Source organism: Fibrobacter sp. UWB4 (assembly GCF_002210345.1).
Taxonomy (GTDB): Bacteria; Fibrobacterota; Fibrobacteria; order Fibrobacterales; family Fibrobacteraceae; genus Fibrobacter.
The window spans coordinates 208,035-227,751 of the sequence record NZ_MWQI01000003.1 but is presented as its reverse complement, the minus strand read 5'-3'; the positions used below and the strand labels follow the sequence as shown (position 1 = coordinate 227,751).

16 protein-coding genes are annotated in these 19,717 nt (G+C 49.3%); 3 read left to right on the top strand and 13 right to left on the bottom strand.

Features of this window, described 5'->3' with window-relative positions:
- Positions 1–24 precede the first annotated feature (24 nt).
- The 4 genes from B7990_RS07685 to B7990_RS07670 form a co-directional block, all read right to left on the bottom strand.
- Positions 25–1,419, bottom strand: coding sequence for an MATE family efflux transporter (locus tag B7990_RS07685; RefSeq protein WP_088640405.1), 1,395 nt, complete (start codon positions 1,417–1,419; stop codon positions 25–27).
- A gap of 259 nt (positions 1,420–1,678) precedes the next feature.
- A complete protein-coding gene (locus B7990_RS07680; RefSeq protein WP_254917392.1) occupies positions 1,679–2,515 on the bottom strand; it encodes a hypothetical protein in 837 nt (278 codons plus the stop codon).
- A gap of 23 nt (positions 2,516–2,538) precedes the next feature.
- Positions 2,539–3,750 (bottom strand): NAD(P)-dependent oxidoreductase, encoded by a 1,212-nt coding sequence (locus B7990_RS07675; protein WP_088640403.1) that lies wholly within the window; start codon positions 3,748–3,750, stop codon positions 2,539–2,541.
- A 30-nt stretch (positions 3,751–3,780) separates the two neighbouring features.
- Positions 3,781–4,101, bottom strand: coding sequence for a GIY-YIG nuclease family protein (locus B7990_RS07670; RefSeq protein ID WP_088640402.1), 321 nt, complete (start codon positions 4,099–4,101; stop codon positions 3,781–3,783).
- A 289-nt stretch (positions 4,102–4,390) separates the two neighbouring features.
- Between B7990_RS07670 and B7990_RS07665 the strand changes: the two genes are divergently transcribed.
- Positions 4,391–5,707, top strand: coding sequence for a polysaccharide deacetylase family protein (locus B7990_RS07665; protein ID WP_088640401.1), 1,317 nt, complete (start codon positions 4,391–4,393; stop codon positions 5,705–5,707).
- A 307-nt stretch (positions 5,708–6,014) separates the two neighbouring features.
- On the opposite strand, the gene B7990_RS07660 is transcribed toward B7990_RS07665, so the two are convergent.
- The 3 genes from B7990_RS07660 to B7990_RS07650 all read right to left on the bottom strand — a co-directional run bounded on the left by B7990_RS07660 (position 6,015) and on the right by B7990_RS07650 (position 8,506).
- A complete protein-coding gene (locus B7990_RS07660; RefSeq protein ID WP_088640400.1) occupies positions 6,015–6,725 on the bottom strand; it encodes a hypothetical protein in 711 nt (236 codons plus the stop codon).
- Between the two features lie 133 nt (positions 6,726–6,858).
- A complete protein-coding gene (locus B7990_RS07655; protein WP_088640399.1) occupies positions 6,859–7,680 on the bottom strand; it encodes a hypothetical protein in 822 nt (273 codons plus the stop codon).
- 10 nt (positions 7,681–7,690) lie between these two features.
- A complete protein-coding gene (locus B7990_RS07650; RefSeq protein WP_088640398.1) occupies positions 7,691–8,506 on the bottom strand; it encodes a TIGR02147 family protein in 816 nt (271 codons plus the stop codon).
- Positions 8,507–8,819: 313 nt separating this feature from the next.
- Here B7990_RS07650 and B7990_RS07640 point away from each other — a divergent pair, with 313 nt between their 5' ends.
- The gene (locus tag B7990_RS07640) at positions 8,820–9,455 is read left to right on the top strand and encodes an NUDIX hydrolase (protein ID WP_088640396.1); all 636 of its coding nucleotides are present in this window, start codon (positions 8,820–8,822) and stop codon (positions 9,453–9,455) included.
- Positions 9,422–10,471, top strand: coding sequence for a sugar nucleotide-binding protein (locus B7990_RS07635; protein ID WP_088640395.1), 1,050 nt, complete (start codon positions 9,422–9,424; stop codon positions 10,469–10,471). The genes B7990_RS07640 and B7990_RS07635 overlap by 34 nt, the downstream gene beginning before the upstream one ends.
- Before the next feature lie 26 nt (positions 10,472–10,497).
- Here the strand turns inward: B7990_RS07635 and B7990_RS07630 are convergent, their stop codons facing one another.
- From B7990_RS07630 to B7990_RS07610, 6 genes are all read right to left on the bottom strand, one after another.
- Positions 10,498–13,479, bottom strand: a complete 2,982-nt coding sequence (locus B7990_RS07630; RefSeq protein WP_088640394.1) for an HD domain-containing phosphohydrolase — start codon at positions 13,477–13,479, stop codon at positions 10,498–10,500.
- A 132-nt stretch (positions 13,480–13,611) separates the two neighbouring features.
- Positions 13,612–14,442, bottom strand: coding sequence for a tRNA (N6-threonylcarbamoyladenosine(37)-N6)-methyltransferase TrmO (gene tsaA / locus B7990_RS07625; protein ID WP_254917391.1), 831 nt, complete (start codon positions 14,440–14,442; stop codon positions 13,612–13,614).
- 11 nt (positions 14,443–14,453) lie between these two features.
- Positions 14,454–15,674: a hypothetical protein gene (locus B7990_RS07620; protein WP_088640393.1), complete on the bottom strand. Its 1,221-nt coding sequence runs from the start codon at positions 15,672–15,674 to the stop codon at positions 14,454–14,456.
- Positions 15,675–15,980: 306 nt separating this feature from the next.
- A complete protein-coding gene (gene carB / locus B7990_RS07615) occupies positions 15,981–19,199 on the bottom strand; it encodes a carbamoyl-phosphate synthase large subunit (RefSeq protein ID WP_088640392.1) in 3,219 nt (1,072 codons plus the stop codon).
- A 27-nt stretch (positions 19,200–19,226) separates the two neighbouring features.
- A complete protein-coding gene (locus B7990_RS15095; RefSeq protein ID WP_254917390.1) occupies positions 19,227–19,358 on the bottom strand; it encodes a hypothetical protein in 132 nt (43 codons plus the stop codon).
- Positions 19,359–19,459: 101 nt separating this feature from the next.
- Positions 19,460–19,648, bottom strand: a complete 189-nt coding sequence (locus B7990_RS07610; protein ID WP_088640391.1) for a hypothetical protein — start codon at positions 19,646–19,648, stop codon at positions 19,460–19,462.
- Positions 19,649–19,717 lie beyond the last annotated feature (69 nt).

Sequence of the window (19,717 nt, the reverse complement as noted above, 5' to 3'; positions counted from 1 at the left end):
AGCCCCGTTAGGGGAATGACAGGGCTAGATGCGCGGGATGTTCTTGAGTTCGGCGCGGAGCATGATGATGGCGATGAAGGCCGTCACAAAGTCAGCGATAGGCTGCGCCATGAACACGCCACGAAGCCCGAAGAAACGCGGCATAATAAACAGGAACGGAATCAGCAAAATGAGCTGACGGCAAGCGTTCAGGAACATCGAACGCCAAGCCTTGCCCGTTCCCTGGAAAAAGTTACCCGACACCATACCCAGCGGTACAAACGGCATCATGCAAATGAAGGTGCGGAGCGCCTTGCACGTGAGCTGTTGCATGTTCTGGTCGTTCGGCACAAAAGGCGCCACAAACGCAAGCGTATTCGTCATCACGAGAATCCACGCAATCACGATGAAAGCGGTAGCATAGAGCATGGTGAACTTGAGCGTGTCGCGGACACGGTTATTGTACTTTGCGCCGTAATTGTACCCGATAATCGGTTGAGAGCCCGTCACAAAGCCCATGAGTGGCAAAACAATCATGGAAACGATGCTCATCAGGATTCCAAATGCGGCAATTGCCTGGTCTCCACCCGTCATACCGTTCACTATCGGCAAGTCACGAGTACCATACGATGTGAGGCTGCGGGCCAAAATGGCGTTCACAAGGCTGTTGCTAATCTGCATGATGCTCGGCGGAAGGCCAAGAATGAAGATTTTGCGCACGTACGGGAGGCGAAGCTTCATGTAACGGCGGTTGACCTTGATAGGCGTCGTCTTTTTCACGAAGAACTGCATCACGGCAAGGCCGCCGATGAACTGGCTCAAGACAGTCGCCCAAGCAGCGCCCTCAATGCCCCAGTTGAACTTCATGATGAAAAGCCAGTCTAGAATCACGTTACTGCCAGCGCCAATCATCACGCGGGTCATGGCCGTTTTCGGGTGGCCCATACTGCGAATAAAATGGTTCATGCCAGGGACAATCGTCTGGAAAATCGCACCGCACAAGATAATGCGCATGTAGCTCGAAGCCACGGGCAAAAGCTGATCGCTTGCGCCAAAGAGCTTGAGGAGCGGCACCATGAAAATTTGGCCGAGCGTAAAGGAGCTCACCGCCATCATGATGAGCAATACAAAGGAGTTGTTGAGGATGATGGCCGCCTGCTGGTACTTGCGTTCGCCGAGGCGGATGGCAAAAAGCGTGTTGCCGCCCACGCCAATCATCATGGACATGGCCATAATGAAAAGGGCAATCGGAAAGCAGATGGTGATGCCGCCGATGCCGAGGCTACCGACGCCCTGGCCTACGAAATAGCGGTCCACAATGTTGTAGAGCGCTTCGACGAGCATACTGATGATAGCCGGGACCGAAAACTGCAAGACAATCTTCGGGATGCTAGCCGTCCCCATCGCGTTAAGCTTTTTGTTGTTTATGACATCTTCCATTAAACACCCGTGAGGCCAGCAAGACGCAAATGGGTGGCGCTGGATGCGCAGAGCCGCTCAAGATAACCGCAAAATGCGGAAAACGTTGCAAAATCCTCGTTTTTTCGCGCGCAAAGATAGAAAATTTGGGGGCAATTGCCAAGCTTTTAATTTGAATATTAAAAACACCTCTTAGCTGTCATGCCCGCCAATGAGCGGGCACCTCCATTCCTCTAAAGGAGATTCCCGGTCAAGCCGGGAATGACAAGGTCAGCAAAGCCTAGTGCTTTTTCTCAAGAATCTGGAGGGCCTGCTCGATGATGGAAGGCGAAAGCTTGAAGATATCGCTGAGGGTCTGCACGCGATCGGCGGGCTCAATGCGCTTCATTTGCGAGCCTGTGCTGCTGCGAACGACGAGGTTTCCCTTCTGGTAGTAATACTGGATGCCTTTTTCGCGGTCAAGGCGGTTCAAGACCGGGTAGGTCATCATTTCGCGGTAGAAACTCTCGTTCCAGTGGTGCTTGAATTCTTCGACAGCGACGCCTTCAACGGGGTACTCGAAGCGGAGCTTCATTGGCGCGCCTGCGCCACCTGTCCAGAGTTCCATCGATTCAAGCGTCGGGCGCACGAGACGCACGCAGTTCGGGGAAAGCGGGAAAAACGCTTCGCCGGTGCCAAAAGGCTGCGGGAGCGGCATCTGGAGCGGATCGAAAATCAAATAACCGGGATCGAGGAGGTAGGAATTAGACGAGAGACTAGAGACTAGAGATGAGAGAGGCGCATGCAGCGCAGTGTCATCCTGAGCGGAAAGCCGCAGGCTTGGAGTCGAAGGATCTGGATCGGGCAAGATAAGCGCGCAGTGGATGTTGCGTTCCTTGCGTTTGTGGCCCATCACAAGGCGCGGCTTGAACCCCATGTCCGTGAGTGCCTGATACATGTGCCACGTCATGCTGAAGCAAGTGCCCCCGCCCATCCAGGAATCGATATCGTTCTGGTCGCTATCGTCGAGCTTGCGAGCGCCGGTGGCGCTCCCCGTCTGTTCCAGACGGATGATTTTCGTCAAATTCTCGTAGGTGATGTTCGAAATCTGGTTGCAGAGATCGACGACCTTTTTCATATTCTCGGGAGTCATTGTCGCACCTAGTCCATTTCGGTGGGAATGCCACCGAGCATGCTGCAAATTTCAGGGCCGATGACGCCATTTTGGATAGCGATGGTGAGCAAGCGCTGTTCAATTTCTTGCGGCGGAAAGCGAAGTCCGGCGGAATTTTCAGCAGAAGCAGCATCGGAAGAGTCTTCAAGAGTCGCGGCTTCTTGAACCAAGCGTTCGGCAAGGGCAGCATGGAGCGCAAGTGACGTATCAATGTACTTCAAGTGCGTAGGCTCCTCAAGAATGAAGTTCAGCGGACCTTTATCATTGAGCACTTTTTCGGCGGGAACTGATTCGCCGTATTCATCTTCAACGCCCATATTGGCGAGATTTGCCTGGGTCGAGAGAAGTGCTTCCGTCAATTCCGGGGCAGCAAGGGCATTTTTGACACCCGTCGCCGTCACAACAAAATCCGTATTTTCAATCAAGGCGGCGACCATCGCATAATCGTGGCAATCCACGACAGCCACGTCATTTTGCTCAAGGACGGCAGAAAAATCGCCTGCGGGCATTGTTTCAGGAGCCGCGGAATGTTCAGCGTTTTCGGAATTCGCGGTTTGAGATTGTCCGCGTTTTAGGTCCGTCACAACAGTCACATTGCAGCCTCGGCGCACACCCTGGAGCGCAATTCCCGAACCGACTTTGCCACTACCAAAAACCAATAACTTCTTGCCTTCGAAATCGCCACCAAAGCCCAGCTTTTCGAGAGCGCGGAAATAGCCATCGCCCGTGCCCAAGGAGGTTTCGATTCGCTTGACGATACCGCTATCGGCAACGTAAACCGGTTTTTCGGCATTTTTATAATAGTGTACACCCGAACGCGTGAGTTCCACAAAGCCAATTTTCGGATGGAGCACCGCAAAAGGCCCCGCACAGTCGAGCACCAAGTCCACAAATTCGCCGCGAGATTCCGCTTCGAGCATTTCGGCAGGCGTTACCACAGGCACGCCCCATTCCCTCATAAAGTCCACGACATCGGGGTCGTTCATTCCCGAAAAGCCCACGAGAAGGTCCGCACCGCCCGCCACGAGAGCACGGTATTCGGTCATAGTGTTGCGGTAAATCGGAGTCGCCACCAGCACACGGAAGCCATCAAACGGGCGTGTGTGCGTCCATTCGCTTTCGAGCGCCGCAAGTGCAGGGTATTCATTTTTTTCGTAAACTTCATCCAGAACGGAGGAGAGAATCGATTGCAAGTCCATGCGCGGAAATATAGAATTTAGAGCGACTCTTTAAACTGTCATGCCTGCCACTGAGCAGGCATCTCCTATTTCTTCAAACAAGTCTTTCCATTGCGGATTAAACTTTTCAATCAATTCCATCTTCCATTTACGTTTCCAACGCTTTAGTCTTTCTTCTCGCTTTATAGCATCTGTAATATTGAAAAAGAGTTCATAGTAAACAAGACAATCTGCATTATACTTTTCAGAAAAGCCATCATTAACTTTCATTTTATGTTCAAGAGTTCTTCTATACAAATCATTAGTTACACCTGTATAAAAGACGGTCTTGTATTTATTCGTCAATATGTAAACGTAATAGTTATTATTCATTGTTTCTCCTAATGTCTACTTATTTAACACGCTTTTTTCAGAGAAATTGATCAAGATTTATTGATAAATAAATGTTACAAGAAGGAGATTCCCCATCAAGTGGGGAATGACAATGCAAAAACGCTACAAGAGGAGATTCCCGGTCATCCCCGTCAAGCGAGGACAGGCGCCGGGAATGACAACGCCTACCGTTGCATTACTATACAACAAAAATAAATTTAACATAGGACGCTTCCTTATATATGGAGCTAAATTACCTTTGCATAATACATATTAACAAGGTGTGGATATGAACTACAAAAAAATTTCTGTTGCCTCTGTCGCAGTTGGAATGTTCGCAGCAAGCGCTGCTTTCGCTCAGAATGCAGAAATTGCAACCTGGTCGGGTTTCCGCAAGGGCGCAGCGTCCTTTACATTTGACGATGGCGCACCGAGCCACGTGACCGATGCAGGTCCGACATTCAAAAAATATGGCTACAAGGCCACCTTCAACCTCGTTGTAAACTGGAACCCCAACTGGAGCGGATTCCAGGGTTTGGCCGACGAAGGTCACGAAATCGCAAGCCACAGCAATAGCCACGGCAACAACATGAGCGGCGAAGAAGCCTCCTCCAAGAAAAATATCGAAGGCAAAATCAAGCAGAAGTACGGCATCGTTACGGTCGCCTACCCGAACTGCAACGTACCCAACGAAAGCGCTGTTCTCCAGAACTACATCGTGGGCCGTATCTGCAACGGTAGCTGGCAAGGCATGTCCGATGCCATGGGCAAGGACGGTCCTTCCAACTGGGCAAAGACCCCGGCAATCATGACAGGTTCCGAAGGCCAGCTCAAGAGCACAAACGACTTTACCGGTCAAATGCAGAACGTCGTGAAGAGCAACGGCTGGGTCGCATTCCTCACGCACGGATTCCAGGGCAAGACCAACGGCAACGCCAACTACTCCCCGACCGACCTCAACGCTATCGATGGAGCCCTCAAGTGGGCACAGCAGAACGACAAGGACATTTGGGTTGCCCCGATGGGCTCTGTCGCCATGTACATCAAGGAACGCAAGGCTTCTAAGATTGAACCGCAGGACGGCGGTGCCGCAAACACCATGACGTTCGAACTCAAGCACAGCATCGCAGACAACATTTCCAAGTACGACTATCCGCTTTCCATCAAGGTGAAGACCGACTGGAGCAAGGTTGAAGTCACGCAGGGCGATGCCAAGCTCGAATCCAAAGTCGATGGCGGTTATGTTTACTTTGACGCCGTTCCGAACGCAGGCAAGATTGTCGTGAAGAACGCCGACGCCGCCGCTCCGGAATCTTCTAGCAGCGCTCCAGAAAGTTCCTCCAGCGAAGCAGAACTGTCTTCGAGCAGCACAACAGGACTCATAGAACAAGCATTTGACGGTCGTCATCTCGCCGCATACGTAGACGCTAGCGGTTACATCACCGTCCAGAACGCACAAGGATTAAATATCACCGTATTCAACAGCCTCGGAAACATCATTCGCACAACGAAAGGCATCGGTTGCGAACAGAAGGTTTACACTGGCGCGAAGGGTGTATATGTGGTAAAAATCGGCAACAGGGCCTGGTCTTTAAAGATCAAGTAAAAAATTGCTGATTAAGGAAAAACTCCCGCTCAGTTGAGCGGGAGTTTTTTTGTTTTAAGGAGTTATAGGATTATGACATTGCAAGCGACAGACATGACGTTCTATTTTCTAAATTTTGAACATGAAACCGTGGAAATTGTTGAGTTCGGAATTTTTGGTGGATGCGCCGTGGTTAAAGGTCGCAAAAGAAACATGCGAGCTGCCAAGCGGCAAGGCTTGGACCTTGAATATCAAGTAATTCAACAAAATTGTGGTTTAGGGAAAGCCCGCTCCAATCGGAGCGGGCTTCTACGTTTTCAAGGAGTTCTTAGAGGATTTCCTCTTCGGTTTTACAATGATCAATAAGCTTTGAAACCCATTTTTTCCAATATGGATCATAATAGACATCCGTTTTCGCAAAAACTTTGCAAACAGCATTCGCTCTAAAGGTTCCATCATCAAGATCAACCCACCCTACTGCAGATTCTGAATAAGAGCCGTTTTCGATAATACAATCCGCCTTAAATTCCATCTCATCGTCAAAATCGTAAGTGTACAAGGACTTGTAAAAAACGACTCCATCCGCAGTAGCAACCGCACCAAGCTGATACAATTCGGGTCGTTTTTTTTCAAGTTTAAACTTCAAACTACATCTAAATTCTTTTAAAGAAGCATAACTTATCATTTCCACAGGCAAATGCACAACACCAGATTCTTCCTTCATCGAGACAAAAGAAAAATAGTACAGCGGATCAAGATCAGGATTATCAGCCGGACTCGGTTCGCAAGACATACAAGAATCAACAAAACCATTTTCCAAAAACGACTGAACCAATCTATTATAGGATTCTTGAGCATCAACAGAATCAATAAATTTCTGACTGCCTACGCCTCCCATAGCATACGCTTTACCAGATTGAGTTTTATAAATATCAACCATCATTTCTGGTGCTGTATTTTCCAGATTGGAACAAGCACAGAATGTCGCCATGACACTCAATGTTACAATCGAAAGAAAAATGTTTTTTGAAAGATTCATAGAAATTTGTATTCAAATGAAAGCCCACTACGATAGAAGTGGGCTTCTTGTTATGGTGATAAGGTTAAATGAACAGCCCCCGCTCTCATGAGCGGAAGCCTGCTTTATTTCAGGAGATATGGGATACTAATTTTTAAAGATCGATCCAATCAAAATATGAATCAAGATTTTCCGTGGTGGACACGCAACCTTCAGCAATACCCGTTGCGAACTTTTTCCAATTAGGATCCTTGTAAGTCGGATCACTATCTACCTTTTGGGGCGCAACCGTACAATATATTTCAGGAATATAAAAATCAGCAGAGTCCAATATTCCATTTTCAAGGGCACAATCTTGCTTGAACAGTTCCAACAAAGTAGTATCGGCCGAACGCAAGTATTTATTAACTTCAGTGAAGTTGTTTTCGTTCCCCCAATCTACACTATAGATGCTCCTTATATCTTTCTCTCCATTGCAATATATACTATAGGACAATGGAGCTATATCTCCATGCAAGGCAATTTCTCCATACGTCAAGCCATTTTCGTCCTTCATTATCGCATAGGTTGAGGAATTAAAAGGATGTTCAAAAGCAGGCATAGCAATGGTATCGTACTTAATATCAAATTCAGCAACTCTTAACGTTACATCGTAATCAAGTATTGATTGAACCGTCCTGTCATAAGATTCACGAGCCGTCACAGAATCGACTTCAACAATAGAGCTTCCCATCATATGAAAGACAGTTGCCGCAGTGCCTTGCGACACGCTTCTGAGAATGGTCCTAGCAGACCATTGAACCCCATGTTCATCCAAAGAATTCGATGACCCCGGCCCTACAGACGAACTAGAACGTTCAGCCACAGTATTAGACTGTTCATCAGCCCCCACCACTTTATTATCGGAACAAGCGGTAAAGGCGCCCATCACGCTCATGGCTGCGAGCGAAAGCAGAATGATTTTTTTGATATTCATGGTTTCCTCCTTATACTTTTTCCGACAGCGGGAAAAGCTGTAAATTTAAACGATAAACTTGGTTGATTTTTTTTGATTCGCCAGCAATAGCAATAACTTGTTTGCGGAAACGGTCCACCTCTTCGGAGAGGCGTATTACCGTAGCTTCGTCCACGCCAATCGTCACACCCGAGATGTTGCGTTCGCCCGGAGCGATTTTTTCAATAGCTTCGCGGGCAAGATCAATCATTTGACCATTCATGGAACGGAGAGCCAGCGTAAGAGATTCTCCAGAACCCGTAATAACTTTATCCGTTTGTTCGTAAACGTTTTCACCAAGCGCCTTGAGCAAATCGAATTTCACCAAAAGCTTTAGCGAATCGCGGACTTGCTGCGCCGTAAACGTATGCTTGATTTTCTTGGCAATTTCACCAGGGAGCGCGCCAGGCATCATCGGCGCAAGTTCACGGACAACAGAATTCACCGCCGATTCATAATAATCAAATGCATCCGCATTCAACACTCGAGCATGCTGTTCACTTGCAAGCCCCTTCATCTTGAGGAACGCCTCTTTTTTCTTGTCATCGTCTTTGGCATTCGTGAATTCAACCATGAGCTTGAAATACTCGCATTCAAATTCATTCAGCCCCATCGCAGCAGCCACAAGCGGGACGCCCACGCGACTCAGCGAGCTCTTGCCATCACATACAAGTTTTAAGTATGATGGCGACGAGAACCCGGCGATCTTGGAAAATTCGCGCCACGAAAACGCAGAACTTCTCTTTCGCCAGTCAAAATAATCAAGCATGTACTTTCGGTAATCTTGATATTCGGTTATCGGTTTCATGTTTTAACCTCCTTACAAACTCAAATATACGTCATTTAAATGCGCCTTACAATAGATAAAATGATACAAAAATCTCGATTTTTCGCCGAAATACGCAAATTTTGCAAATTTCAAAAATTTTTAAAATTTAATGAATCAGTAGTAAATGTAGATGAATCAGAGACGAAAAGGAGATTCCCCATCAAGTGGGGAATGACAAAGCCGGGGTTCGCTCAAGATGACGATGCATAACGAGGGGGTGGTGCCCGCTTACTTCGACTGCGCTCAGCACAGGCTCTGGCGGGCATGACGTTCTATTTTCTAAATTTTGAACATGAAACCGTGGAAATTGTTGAACTCAGAATTTTTGGTGGATGCGCCGTGGTTAAAGGTCGCAAAGGAAACATGCGAGCTGCCAAGCGGCAAGGTCATCGACGATTTTTATACGTTGTGGCAACCCGACTGGGTCTTGATTCTTGCCCGCACGACAGAAGGCAAGTGGGTCATGACGGAACAGTACCGCCACGGAACAGGCAAGATTGCGCTCGAGTTCCCGGCAGGGATTATAGACAAAGGCGAAACACCGAAAGAAGCGGCCATAAGAGAACTACAAGAAGAATGCGGTTATTGCCTCGAAGAAGGGAGATGCCCGCTCAGTGGCGGGCATGACAAATCAAACGGAGACTTTACTGGATCCTTCGCTTCGCTCAGGATGACGAATAGCGCTGTAACATACATCGGGTCGTTCCCGGTGAATCCGGATAGGCATCGCGGAAAATTCCATGTTGTGTTCATCGACGGTGTGAAACGCCTTGGCAAAACAAGCTTCGACGACACGGAAGATATCGAGACGTTCCTGTACACGGACGAGGAATTTCAAGCAAAAGTTGCAGACGGCACGTTCAATCACCCGCTTCAAATCGCAGGCTACTTCAAGTGGAAATTATCGCAATCCGCCTCCCGATCTTAATTCTCGGGCTGAATGGCGTTCCCGGCTTTGCGCTTTTTAGGCATTTCAACAAGCTGTACGGCAGCGTGACCGTTCGCGAGAACGTGCCGGGCGTTATTGGAATCCGCCCAATCAAGCATCCCTGCGTTTTTGGCGAAAACGTCTTTGGCGTAGATGCCGAAGAAACAGAACGCTTAGGTGAACTTTTCGAGAAATTCCGCTTTGGGACCGTCATTGACGCCAGCGGAAACTGCGCGCTCAAAGCTTGCGAATGCGACCCCGCCCGCAGCAGGCTTTTGAATTACAGCCAAGGAGTCGATGCAGCCACGTTTGCGGCCCGCTATAACGCGACACTTATCCGCATTTCAGCCGACATGGTCTTTAGCGGTGACGAGAAGACAAAGCCAAACCGCCCTTACGTCGAGACCGACCCGAAAGACCCCATCCACAATTACGGCAAGCACCAGGCCGAAGCCGAAGATGCAATTACCGCCATCAAGCCTGACGTCGTGATTCTCCGAGTGCCACTTCCAATGGACTACGCACCTGGCGGATGCGCCGGCGCCATTGACTGGATCACGTACCGGTTCCGCCCCGGCCGCCCAGCGACCTTGTTCACCGACGAATACCGCAATCCGCTTTCGGGTCCGGACCTTTGCCGCACCGTACAATACATCCTGGAACATAAATTTCCCGCAGGCATTTACAACTGCGGCGGTCCACGTCGCGTTTCACTCTACAATGTCGGCCAAATCGTAAATGCCGTTGGCGGCTACCCCGCCGAACTCCTCCACGGAGTGCCGCGAATTGAAGGCGGTCCGATGCCTCCACGCGTGGGAGATATCAGCATCAATTCAGAAAAGCTCTACAAATTGCTGCCGCCAGGATTCATTAAGCCTTGGCCCGCTTTCGACTGGCTCGTGCCCGACAGTTTCGACTGGCATAAAACTTTTGGACGCAATATTAAAGACAAACGTAAAATGGGCAGCGACGAAGCAATCACCAACTTACTTGTCAACGGGATCGAAGTCCAATAACAGCAAGCTTAGCACAGCACAGAAAATTATTCTGAAACGGTCAAACGGCCACCACCCCGCTTTTTCGAAGTCCTCATAAGATTCTCGGCGGCTTCGATGAGTTCATCATAGTTCTTCGCCTGGTCGCAATCAAGAACGGCACCCATCGATAGCGTCGGCGCATCCGCCTCCGACGAAACAGTCACAGAAACTTTATCATAAATCTGCTGCGCACGGTCGTACATATAACCCGGTGGAGAGTTCTTTTCAAAGAACAGCATTGCCACAAAAAAATCTTTGCCCAAACGACAAGCCATATCATGTTCGCGCAAGGAATCATTCAACGCTTCGGAAACAAGCAGCAAAAAGCTCTCGCCCGTCTCGCGTCCCTTGCTTTCGCAGAACTTTTCATAGCCGTCCACATCGACAGCCAGCGCCATCACCCTGTATTTGCCATATGTTATTTTTTCTTCGGCATCTCTCCGGAATGTTTCTGGATTCAGGAATCCCGTAAGCGAATCCCTGCTGGACGGATTTTCCAGAAGTTTCATACGGGCAGCAGCAGATTCCTTCGCTTCGCCCTTCATCATCATCATGGCATAGGTGTTAGAGCTGTTCGTAACGATAATCTCGGAACGCGTTTCACGGCTAACGGAATCATAGAACACCTTTCCAATACAGAACACGTAAATAACGGTTCCGTCCTTACGCTTGAGGCGGTGTTCGCAATACAGCATCGGACTTTTGGCAAGGACTTCGGAAACAAGGCAGAGGTACTCCGTCAGGTCTTCTTCTGGAATCAAGTCCAGCTGCCTCAACGATTTCGCCCTGACATCATCCATCGTAAATCCCGTCATTTTTTCGAAGTTTTCATCCACTTCGATAATGGAGTTATGAATGTCTAGAACGTATCGGGTAAACATCACATTGTGGACACGATGCAACGATCTATTATTTTCATCCCCGTTCTTTTTCGTCCGATTGACAATTTCATCAAAAATGGGATCGAACCTGCCCTCGTCAGGTTTTACATCCTTCGCTATGTCACGGCAGATTGCAACAAACTCAGAAACAAGATACGGATCGAACTGCGTACCGGCACAACGTTCAAGTTCAACTATCGCTTCTTCGATAGGGCGCGCCGCCCTATAAGAACAATTACTGACCATAGCATCGAACGAATCGACAACAGCAATAATTCTGGACAAAAGCGGAATCTGTTCGCCCTTGAGTCCATCGGGATAACCGAGACCATCCCAGCGTTCGTGATGGTGCAAAATCATATCTGCAATTTCGACCAGCCCCTTGGAACTCTTTGCAATCTCGTAGCCCTTTTTCGCATGGGTCTTGATGGTATTCCATTCTTCTTCCGAAAGCTTGCCCGGCTTATTGAGGATATCCAGCGGGATACCGATTTTACCGATGTCATGCAGCAAGCACAGGAGCGAAAGATTACTTTGCTGCTTATCGGACAATCCAATTTTACGACCCAGCGCGGCCCCCATACGCTGCGTACGTTTCACGTGAGCCTCGGTATCGCTATCACATTCTTGCAAGGCACGCACTAACGAAGTCAAAAGTTCCGAATGGGCAGAACTCCTGTCAAGCAGCTTCTTTTGCATCAACGTGTGCGTTGCCGAATCAATCGCATCAACAATGTCTGTATTCCACGTTGTGGCGCCATCGACAGCATACTGGAAACTCGACTGCACCTTTTTCTTTACGATTTCCATTCGCTCGTTGACTTCGGCAAGTTCCATATAATCGCAAATGACGATGAGCTTTGCATCTTCACCACGTACAAAGCAGGAACCCTGCGGGAAAGCCTCGCGTAAGGCATCAGCCATACCGATCAGCAAACGGTCGCCAACGTTATGGCCCTTCATATTATTTAAGCGGGACAGGTTATTCAGATCACAGACAACAACCGTCAACGGATAAGTAAACTGCGAAGCGTCCTTGGCCACAAAATTCTTGAAGTGTTCCCAGCTATGGAACCCCGTCAATAAATCCGTACGAGCCACAGTATCAGAAATTACAAATAAATTCCCTACCAAACAGTCGCCATCCCCTTTGATTTTACGGAAATCACAACGTATTGGCTGGATTCTATCGTCACGGTTCACGAAGCCCTGAGTAGAATAGACCTCGACCGACTCCGAATAGAAATCCGAGATATTGCAAAACTTCATAAAATCTTTTTGCGTCAACGATACATTAAGGTCAATCCCCGCCAAAAGCTGTTCCGCCATTTTATTGAAAACAACCAATTTGCCCTTATAATCAAAAAGGACTACCCCTCGATCAATATTCTTAAAAATGTTGTCATTAAAGTAATTGATCAGGTCAATCACTGCAAACCGACAAGAATACCAATACACGCAAACCGGGAGCAGGCAATAAAATTCAATGGAATAATCCAGCTCAAGATCCGTAAACTCATCCAGCAGGACATTAATCAAAAGCAAAACGGCCACAATGATGCTCGGCCCGATGTAACGTTTTCTGTAGACCTTGGGCTCGCGAGCATAACGGAAGAGCATGAGTCCAATGGAAGTTGCAAACATTGTAAACACAAGCGCAAGATGAAAAACGTAAAATGCATTTTTGTCTGAAACGGACAGGAGCATACGCTCTGAAACCGATTCAAGCCTAATGGCCCACGGGTAAAACGGGTTGACAACCCAGATAACAGCATCGAGAACAAGACCCAACGAAAAACAGCGCAACAACAAGCGAGCCCACTTATTCTCGGACAGGCAGGTAAAATGCACCGAGAACTGGGCAAAACAGAACATCGCCACGGCAACGCTTATAAGGCAAAGGCTAGTCCACACCATGAAGGCGCCGCTACTTTCAATAAAAAGTCGCCCCATGTAAAAAACGACAGCAAATACGCCAAAAACGGTCCCGGTCGCAAGACGATTCAGCTCTACACGCTTTGACCGAAACGAAACTACAGCCTGATACAATGCTGCTGCAATAAATACAAGGGATATAACTATAAAGGTAACAGTACTTCTATCCATAATCTCCCCGTCCGATTATTTTCTGAAACTCTTTTTGAAAATAATCTTTTCTAATCACATGTGAAAAAGAAATCGCACAAAAAGGCGTTTTTTTAAGCCCTAAAACGGTGTTTTTCGAGCAGGACCGCCGTTTTAACGAAATTTTTCAATAAATTCGTTATGGATTTTCTTGTCGCCGTACTTATCTTCGGGCGAGTAGAGTTCTTCGGGAGTGTAACCGCTGCGGAGGCTTGTCAGGACAATTTTTCGCGACAATTCATCGTAGCTGAAATCGACGCGGAACGTGCGGTAGGCAAGTACGCCCGTTTTTGCAGTTTCATCGATTTCGAGACGGCGGCGGGTATCGTCAAACGGGCCACGCGTGAGCTGGATTTCGACAAAGCTCAAGATGTCGAACGGTGAATTTTCGCAGAGCCATTGGATGCGCTCGTCGAAATCGGGAGTCGTCTCGATATTCCACAAGTCGCGTTCCTGGTCTTCGACCCAGCCCGCCTTTGCATCCGGGAAAGCATCGGCCATCGGGATGTACGGCTTGATATCAAGCACAGGCGTTCCGTTCAACAAGTCCGCTTCATCGACATAAAGCGTAAGCCCTTCAACTTTCAGGAGTCGCACACAGCTAAGTCCAATCGGATTCGGACGGTACGGGCTGCGGCTTGCAAAAGTGCCCACGCGATCTTTGCCCTTGGGCGGTACCGGCGGACGCGTCGTCGGGCGCCAACCAGCGTTTTCGTGGAACTGGAAAATCACCCAAAGGCGCTCGAAGCCATCAAGGTCGCGGAGGGCCGTTTCGAAATTCATCCCCGGATTCAGCACAATGCGGCCGGGATGCCCAGCAAACAAGCGCCCCTGTCGAGGAGCGTCATACTTGTAAACGGCATCACCGTAAAATTTACCTATCGGACAAATCTGCACAGCGGAAATATAGATAATAGAGGGCGCTGCAAAGATGTAGAGGATCAAACGCCTTTATGTCATTTGCTGTAGTAACCGCGAAGGTCGTAAACCAAGTTGACCGAAATTCGGCCAGATTCGGAAAAAGACTGGCTCAAAGTCCAATCGTAGCGCAACATCAAGGACAGCCAATGAGACTTGGAACTAGACGCTAAAAAGTTATACCCTATATCGCCACCCATGAACCAGCCTTTATACACTCGATCATGTGCGCCGCCCCAAACAATATCGACAAAAAGCCCCTTACTCTGCGAGAACCTGTGGACAGATTCAAACGCCCATCTGGATTGAGTCTTTCCCATGGTGCCCGCATAATCCAGTTCCCAAAGCCATGAGTGATGATCCGAAAAGCCCCACACAAAAGCGAATCGCATATTCGGGTACCATTTACCATAAAGATCCTTACCACCAGCGGCCACTTCAAATCCAACATAATCAGAAAGATAGCACAACAAATCAACGAAAAGACCAGCAAAGACTCCATCGACGGAACTTGCAGATTGCGTAGCGCGGCACCGAGCCTCATGGGTATTGGAGTAATCTACCACTTCGGTATCAGGGCTATCGAGTTCCACATCCTGATCCATGACCAGACTCGTCAACGAATAAACGATAGATTGCAGATTTTCGTCTTGCGAGAACTTTTTATGAACGCCCTTGACAACCTTGGAACCGTGCAAGCGCACCATCCCCGCCCAATAATAATCTTTCAATTTTATCAGGAATAGCTGAACATTGACCTTGTTGCTGTTTTCGGAAAGCTTATACCCAAGCACCCCAAGAGCCGATTCCGCCCTTTGAGTTGCAAGATTCGCCTTACGGTCTTCAACATCTACAAATACGGGATCCATAAAATATACTTCGTCCGGTTTTTCGCCTTTGTAAATCTTTGACGCCTTTCCAAAAGACATCTTGAGCATGGTTTCCACGGCGTTGTCAACGTCATCCACTTCCGCGACCACAGAAGAATCCGTTTCGATTTGACCATCTGCCAAGAACTTTTTCATCTGTATATGATGCATCACAGGGTTCGTTGATGAAAAAGAAACCCCAACCTTTTCAATATGATGGCTAGGAACATAGCCCAATTCCGCCAAATAGACCGTCGCCATAGCCTTCAGCTTTTTCGCCGAAAGGTCTCGTGGACCACGGCTATCGCCTTCAATGACCTGCACTTCAACCGCTCCCGCAAATGCAGCAAGGAACACCAACAAAGAAAAAATACGAGAAAACAAGGACATTGGATTAAAATACTAAATATCAATTGCTAATTCGCACAAAATATAGATAAAAGAGATGAGTGGTAAATTAGGATAGATGATGTACAAAAAAAGGACTGCAGAGATGCAGTCCTTTGAATGTTTTGATACGCTTTGTTAGAGATTGACGGCTACGCCGTCCGTGGCTTCGGCTCAGCCATGCCAGAGTGCAAGCACTCTGTCGCGGCGTTCGCCTTGCACACTTTTGCTTCGGGGCTATTCGCCCCTCGCAATGACGCACTGAAGCGGCCCTTCGGCGGTTCGACAGGCTCACCGACCTTAGGGACCTTACACCTCTTCGATGCTTGCGTGATACTCTTGGAGAGACTTCACAGCACCATGACCATTACGAGCGGCGGCGATGCCCTTGACGGTGTTGTAGGCACCGGCGAGGGTCGTGATGTACGGGACCTTGTACTTGATGGCGGCCTTGCGGATAGCGCTTTCGTCCTTGATGGCGTCGCGCTTTGCCCACGGCGTGTTGATGATGAGGTTCACCTGCTTGTTCAGGATGATATCGAGAACGTTCGGGCGACCTTCAGCAATCTTGTTCACCACTTCGCACTTGACACCGGCAGCTTCGTAGAACTTGGCGGTACCTTCGGTTGCGTAAATCTTGAAGCCAAGCTTCTGGAATTCCTTACCGATTTCAATTGCCTGTTCGGAGAGGTTCACCTTGTCAGAAAGGCTGATGAGCACAGCGCCTTCGGACGGGAGGAAGGAACCGGCGGCTTCCTGGCTCTTGTAGTAAGCGAGGGCGTAGTCGTCGGAGAGGCCGAGGACTTCGCCGGTGGAGCGCATTTCGGGGCCGAGAACCGGGTCCACCTTCGGGAACTTGTCGAACGGGAACACGGCTTCCTTGGCACCGTGATGCTTGAACTTCTTGTCCTTGAGCTTCAAGTCTTCGAGCTTGGCGCCGAGCATCAGGCGGGTTGCGAGGCGGGCCATCTGCGTGTTACAAACCTTGGAGACCAGAGGCACCGTGCGGCTTGCGCGCGGGTTTGCTTCGAGCACGAACACCTTGCCGTCTTCGATGGCGTACTGCATGTTCATGAGGCCGCAAACATGGAGGGCTTCGGCAATCTTCCTGGTGTAATCCTTGATGGTTGCGAGGTTTTCCTTAGTGATGGTCACCGGCGGGATAATGCAAGCGGAGTCACCGGAATGGACACCGGCAAGTTCGACGTGTTCCATCACAGACGGGATGTAAACATGTTCGCCGTCAGAGAGGGCGTCGGCTTCGCATTCCAAAGCGTTGTGGAGGAAGCGGTCGATGAGGAGCGGGCGATCCGGGGTCACGCCCACGGCCTTCGCCACGTATTCGCGGAGCATGTTTTCATCGTAAATGACTTCCATGCCGCGGCCGCCAAGCACGAAGCTCGGACGGATCATCACCGGGTAGCCGCCGATCTGCTTGACGCAAGCGAGGGCTTCGTCGATGTTCGTGGCCATGCCGCTTTCCGGCATCGGGATGCCGAGCTGGTCCATCATCTTGCGGAACAGGTCGCGGTCTTCGGCGATATCGATGGAGTCGATGCTCGTACCAAGAATCTTGACGCCTTCGTCGCTCAAAGCGCGGGCGATGTTCAGCGGGGTCTGGCCACCGAACTGCACGATCACGCCAGCCGGCTTTTCCTTGTGGTAAATCTGGAGAACGTCTTCGAGGCTGACCGGTTCGAAGTACAGCTTGTCGGAAGTATCGTAGTCGGTAGAAACCGTTTCCGGGTTGCAGTTCACCATGATGGTTTCGTAACCCATTTCGCGAAGAGCCATTGCAGCGTGGCAGCAGCAGTAGTCGAATTCGATACCCTGGCCGATTCTGTTCGGGCCACCGCCGAGAATCATGATCTTCTTCGGGTTGTTAGAAGCGGTAGATTCGTCCTTGCAGTTGTAGGTGCTGTAGTAGTAGTACTGGTCCTTCACGCCGCTAACCGGCACTGCGCACCAGCCTTCGACCACGCCGAGTTCGGTACGCTTCTTGCGCACGTCCTTTTCGCGGATGCCGAGAATCTTCGCGATGTACTTGTCGCTGAAGCCGTCCTTCTTGGCCTTGATGAGGAGTTCATCGGCAGGCAGGCGGCCCGGAGTCTTGAGCATTTCTTCTTCGAGTTCCACGAGTTCGCGCATCTGCTGCACGAAGTAAGCCTTTTCGTAGGTGGCGGCGAAGATTTCTTCGTCGGTAGCACCCTTACGGATGGCTTCGTACATCTGGAAGTGACGTTCAGAAGAAGCGGTCTTCATCATTTCGAGGAGTTCTTCCTTGCTCTTCTTGTTGAAGTCCTTCGCAAAGCCGAGGCCGGAGCGACCGTTTTCGAGGCCGCGGATAGCCTTCTGGAGGGTTTCCTTGTAGGTCTTGCCGATAGCCATGACTTCGCCCACGGCCTTCATCTGGGTGCCGAGGCAGTCATCGACGCCGCGGAACTTTTCGAATGCCCAGCGAGCAAACTTGAGCACAACATAGTCACCGCTCGGGGTGTACTTTTCGAGGCTTCCGTCGCGCCAGTACGGAATCTGGTCGAGGGTGAGGCCTGCGGCGAGCTTTGCAGAAATGAGGGCAATCGGGAAGCCGGTAGCCTTGGAAGCGAGTGCAGAAGAGCGGCTGGTACGCGGGTTGATTTCGATAATCACCACGCGGCCGGTCTTCGGGTCGTGAGCGAACTGGACGTTGGTACCGCCAATCACGCCGATGCTTTCCACAATCTTGAAAGCCTTTTCCTTCAGTTCTTCTTCGAGCTTCTTGTCGATGGTGAGGAACGGGGCTGCGCAGAAGGAGTCGCCGGTATGTACGCCCACCGGGTCGATGTTTTCGATGAAGCAGATGGCAATCATCTGGTTCTTGGAATCGCGAACCACTTCAACTTCGAGTTCTTCCCAACCGAGGATGGATTCTTCGATAAGGCACTGGTGCGTCATCGAGAGTTCAAGACCGTTACTGCAAATGGTGCGGAGTTCTTCCACGTTGTAGCAGAAACCGCCGCCTGCACCGCCCATGGTGTATGCCGGGCGAACCACCACCGGGTAGCCGATTTCAGACACAATCTTTTCGGCTTCTTCCACAGAGTGGCAAATGCCGGAGCGCGGGGTGTCGATACCGAGCTTCTGCATGGTTTCCTTGAAGATTTCACGGTCTTCGCCGCGTTCGATAGCGTCGAGATTCACACCGATGACCTTCACGCCGTACTTGTCCAAGACGCCAGCCTTGCTCAAAGCAGAGGCGAGGTTCAAACCAGTCTGGCCGCCCAAGTTCGGGAGGAGAGCCTGCGGGCGTTCCTTTTCGATAATCTGCGTGAGGCGGGCGACGTTCAGCGGTTCGATGTAGGTGGCATCGGCCATGACCGGGTCGGTCATGATGGTAGCCGGGTTAGAGTTCACGAGCACAATCTTGTAACCCTGTTCGCGCAGGGCCTTGCAAGCCTGGGTGCCGGAATAGTCGAATTCGCAAGCCTGACCGATCACGATCGGGCCAGAACCGATGATAAGGACTTTGTCGATGCCTTCAATCTTCATTTTTTATCTCCGTTGACTAATTATTTATTAAAAAACAAAAAAAGCTGAACCAAACGGCTCAGCATCTTTAAAATCAAAAATGGAAATAGAGAAACCAGCAAACGGCGCAACATTGTGCATGTCACAGGTGTACATTACATTTTTTGCAATCGCGTTCATCACTTTCCTACTTCGCAAAGACTTAAACTTGTGCAAATATAGAATATGTGAACGAACCTTTCAATAACAAGATATAAAAAGTCTTTTATAAACCAGACTAATTATAAATCTTCATTCATCGAAGGATTTGATTCCGGTTCTTCATCCCCTGGATTTTCTTGGCACACCGGAAGATTCGGATCCTTCAAGCACTTTTCATGAATATCCTCGTCGTCACCTTCATATTCAGCGCAACCTACAAATCCGCAAAGCGACACAGCGAGAATCATTCCCAAGAAAATTCGTTTCATAATAAACCTCTAAGTTGTTATCCCTCAATATAATAAACAATTAAAGTAATTTACAGGACATAACAAAAA

Excerpts from the sequence above, each read along its gene's own strand:
- B7990_RS07620 (WP_088640393.1), bottom strand. The coding sequence starts at position 15,674 with ATGTCCTTGTTTTCTCGTATTTTTTCTTTGTTGGTGTTCCTTGCTGCA.
- B7990_RS07655 (WP_088640399.1), bottom strand. The coding sequence starts at position 7,680 with ATGAATATCAAAAAAATCATTCTGCTTTCGCTCGCAGCCATGAGCGTG.
- B7990_RS07680 (WP_254917392.1), bottom strand. The coding sequence starts at position 2,515 with ATGAAAAAGGTCGTCGATCTCTGCAACCAGATTTCGAACATCACCTAC.
- B7990_RS07675 (WP_088640403.1), bottom strand. The coding sequence starts at position 3,750 with ATGGACTTGCAATCGATTCTCTCCTCCGTTCTGGATGAAGTTTACGAA.
- B7990_RS07650 (WP_088640398.1), bottom strand. The coding sequence starts at position 8,506 with ATGAAACCGATAACCGAATATCAAGATTACCGAAAGTACATGCTTGAT.
- B7990_RS07665 (WP_088640401.1), top strand. The coding sequence starts at position 4,391 with ATGAACTACAAAAAAATTTCTGTTGCCTCTGTCGCAGTTGGAATGTTC.
- B7990_RS07670 (WP_088640402.1), bottom strand. The coding sequence starts at position 4,101 with ATGAATAATAACTATTACGTTTACATATTGACGAATAAATACAAGACC.
- B7990_RS07660 (WP_088640400.1), bottom strand. The coding sequence starts at position 6,725 with ATGAATCTTTCAAAAAACATTTTTCTTTCGATTGTAACATTGAGTGTC.
- carB (WP_088640392.1), bottom strand. The coding sequence starts at position 19,199 with ATGAAGATTGAAGGCATCGACAAAGTCCTTATCATCGGTTCTGGCCCG.
- B7990_RS07685 (WP_088640405.1), bottom strand. The coding sequence starts at position 1,419 with ATGGAAGATGTCATAAACAACAAAAAGCTTAACGCGATGGGGACGGCT.
- B7990_RS07640 (WP_088640396.1), top strand. The coding sequence starts at position 8,820 with ATGAAACCGTGGAAATTGTTGAACTCAGAATTTTTGGTGGATGCGCCG.
- B7990_RS07630 (WP_088640394.1), bottom strand. The coding sequence starts at position 13,479 with ATGGATAGAAGTACTGTTACCTTTATAGTTATATCCCTTGTATTTATT.
- B7990_RS15095 (WP_254917390.1), bottom strand. The coding sequence starts at position 19,358 with ATGAACGCGATTGCAAAAAATGTAATGTACACCTGTGACATGCACAAT.
- B7990_RS07610 (WP_088640391.1), bottom strand. The coding sequence starts at position 19,648 with ATGAAACGAATTTTCTTGGGAATGATTCTCGCTGTGTCGCTTTGCGGA.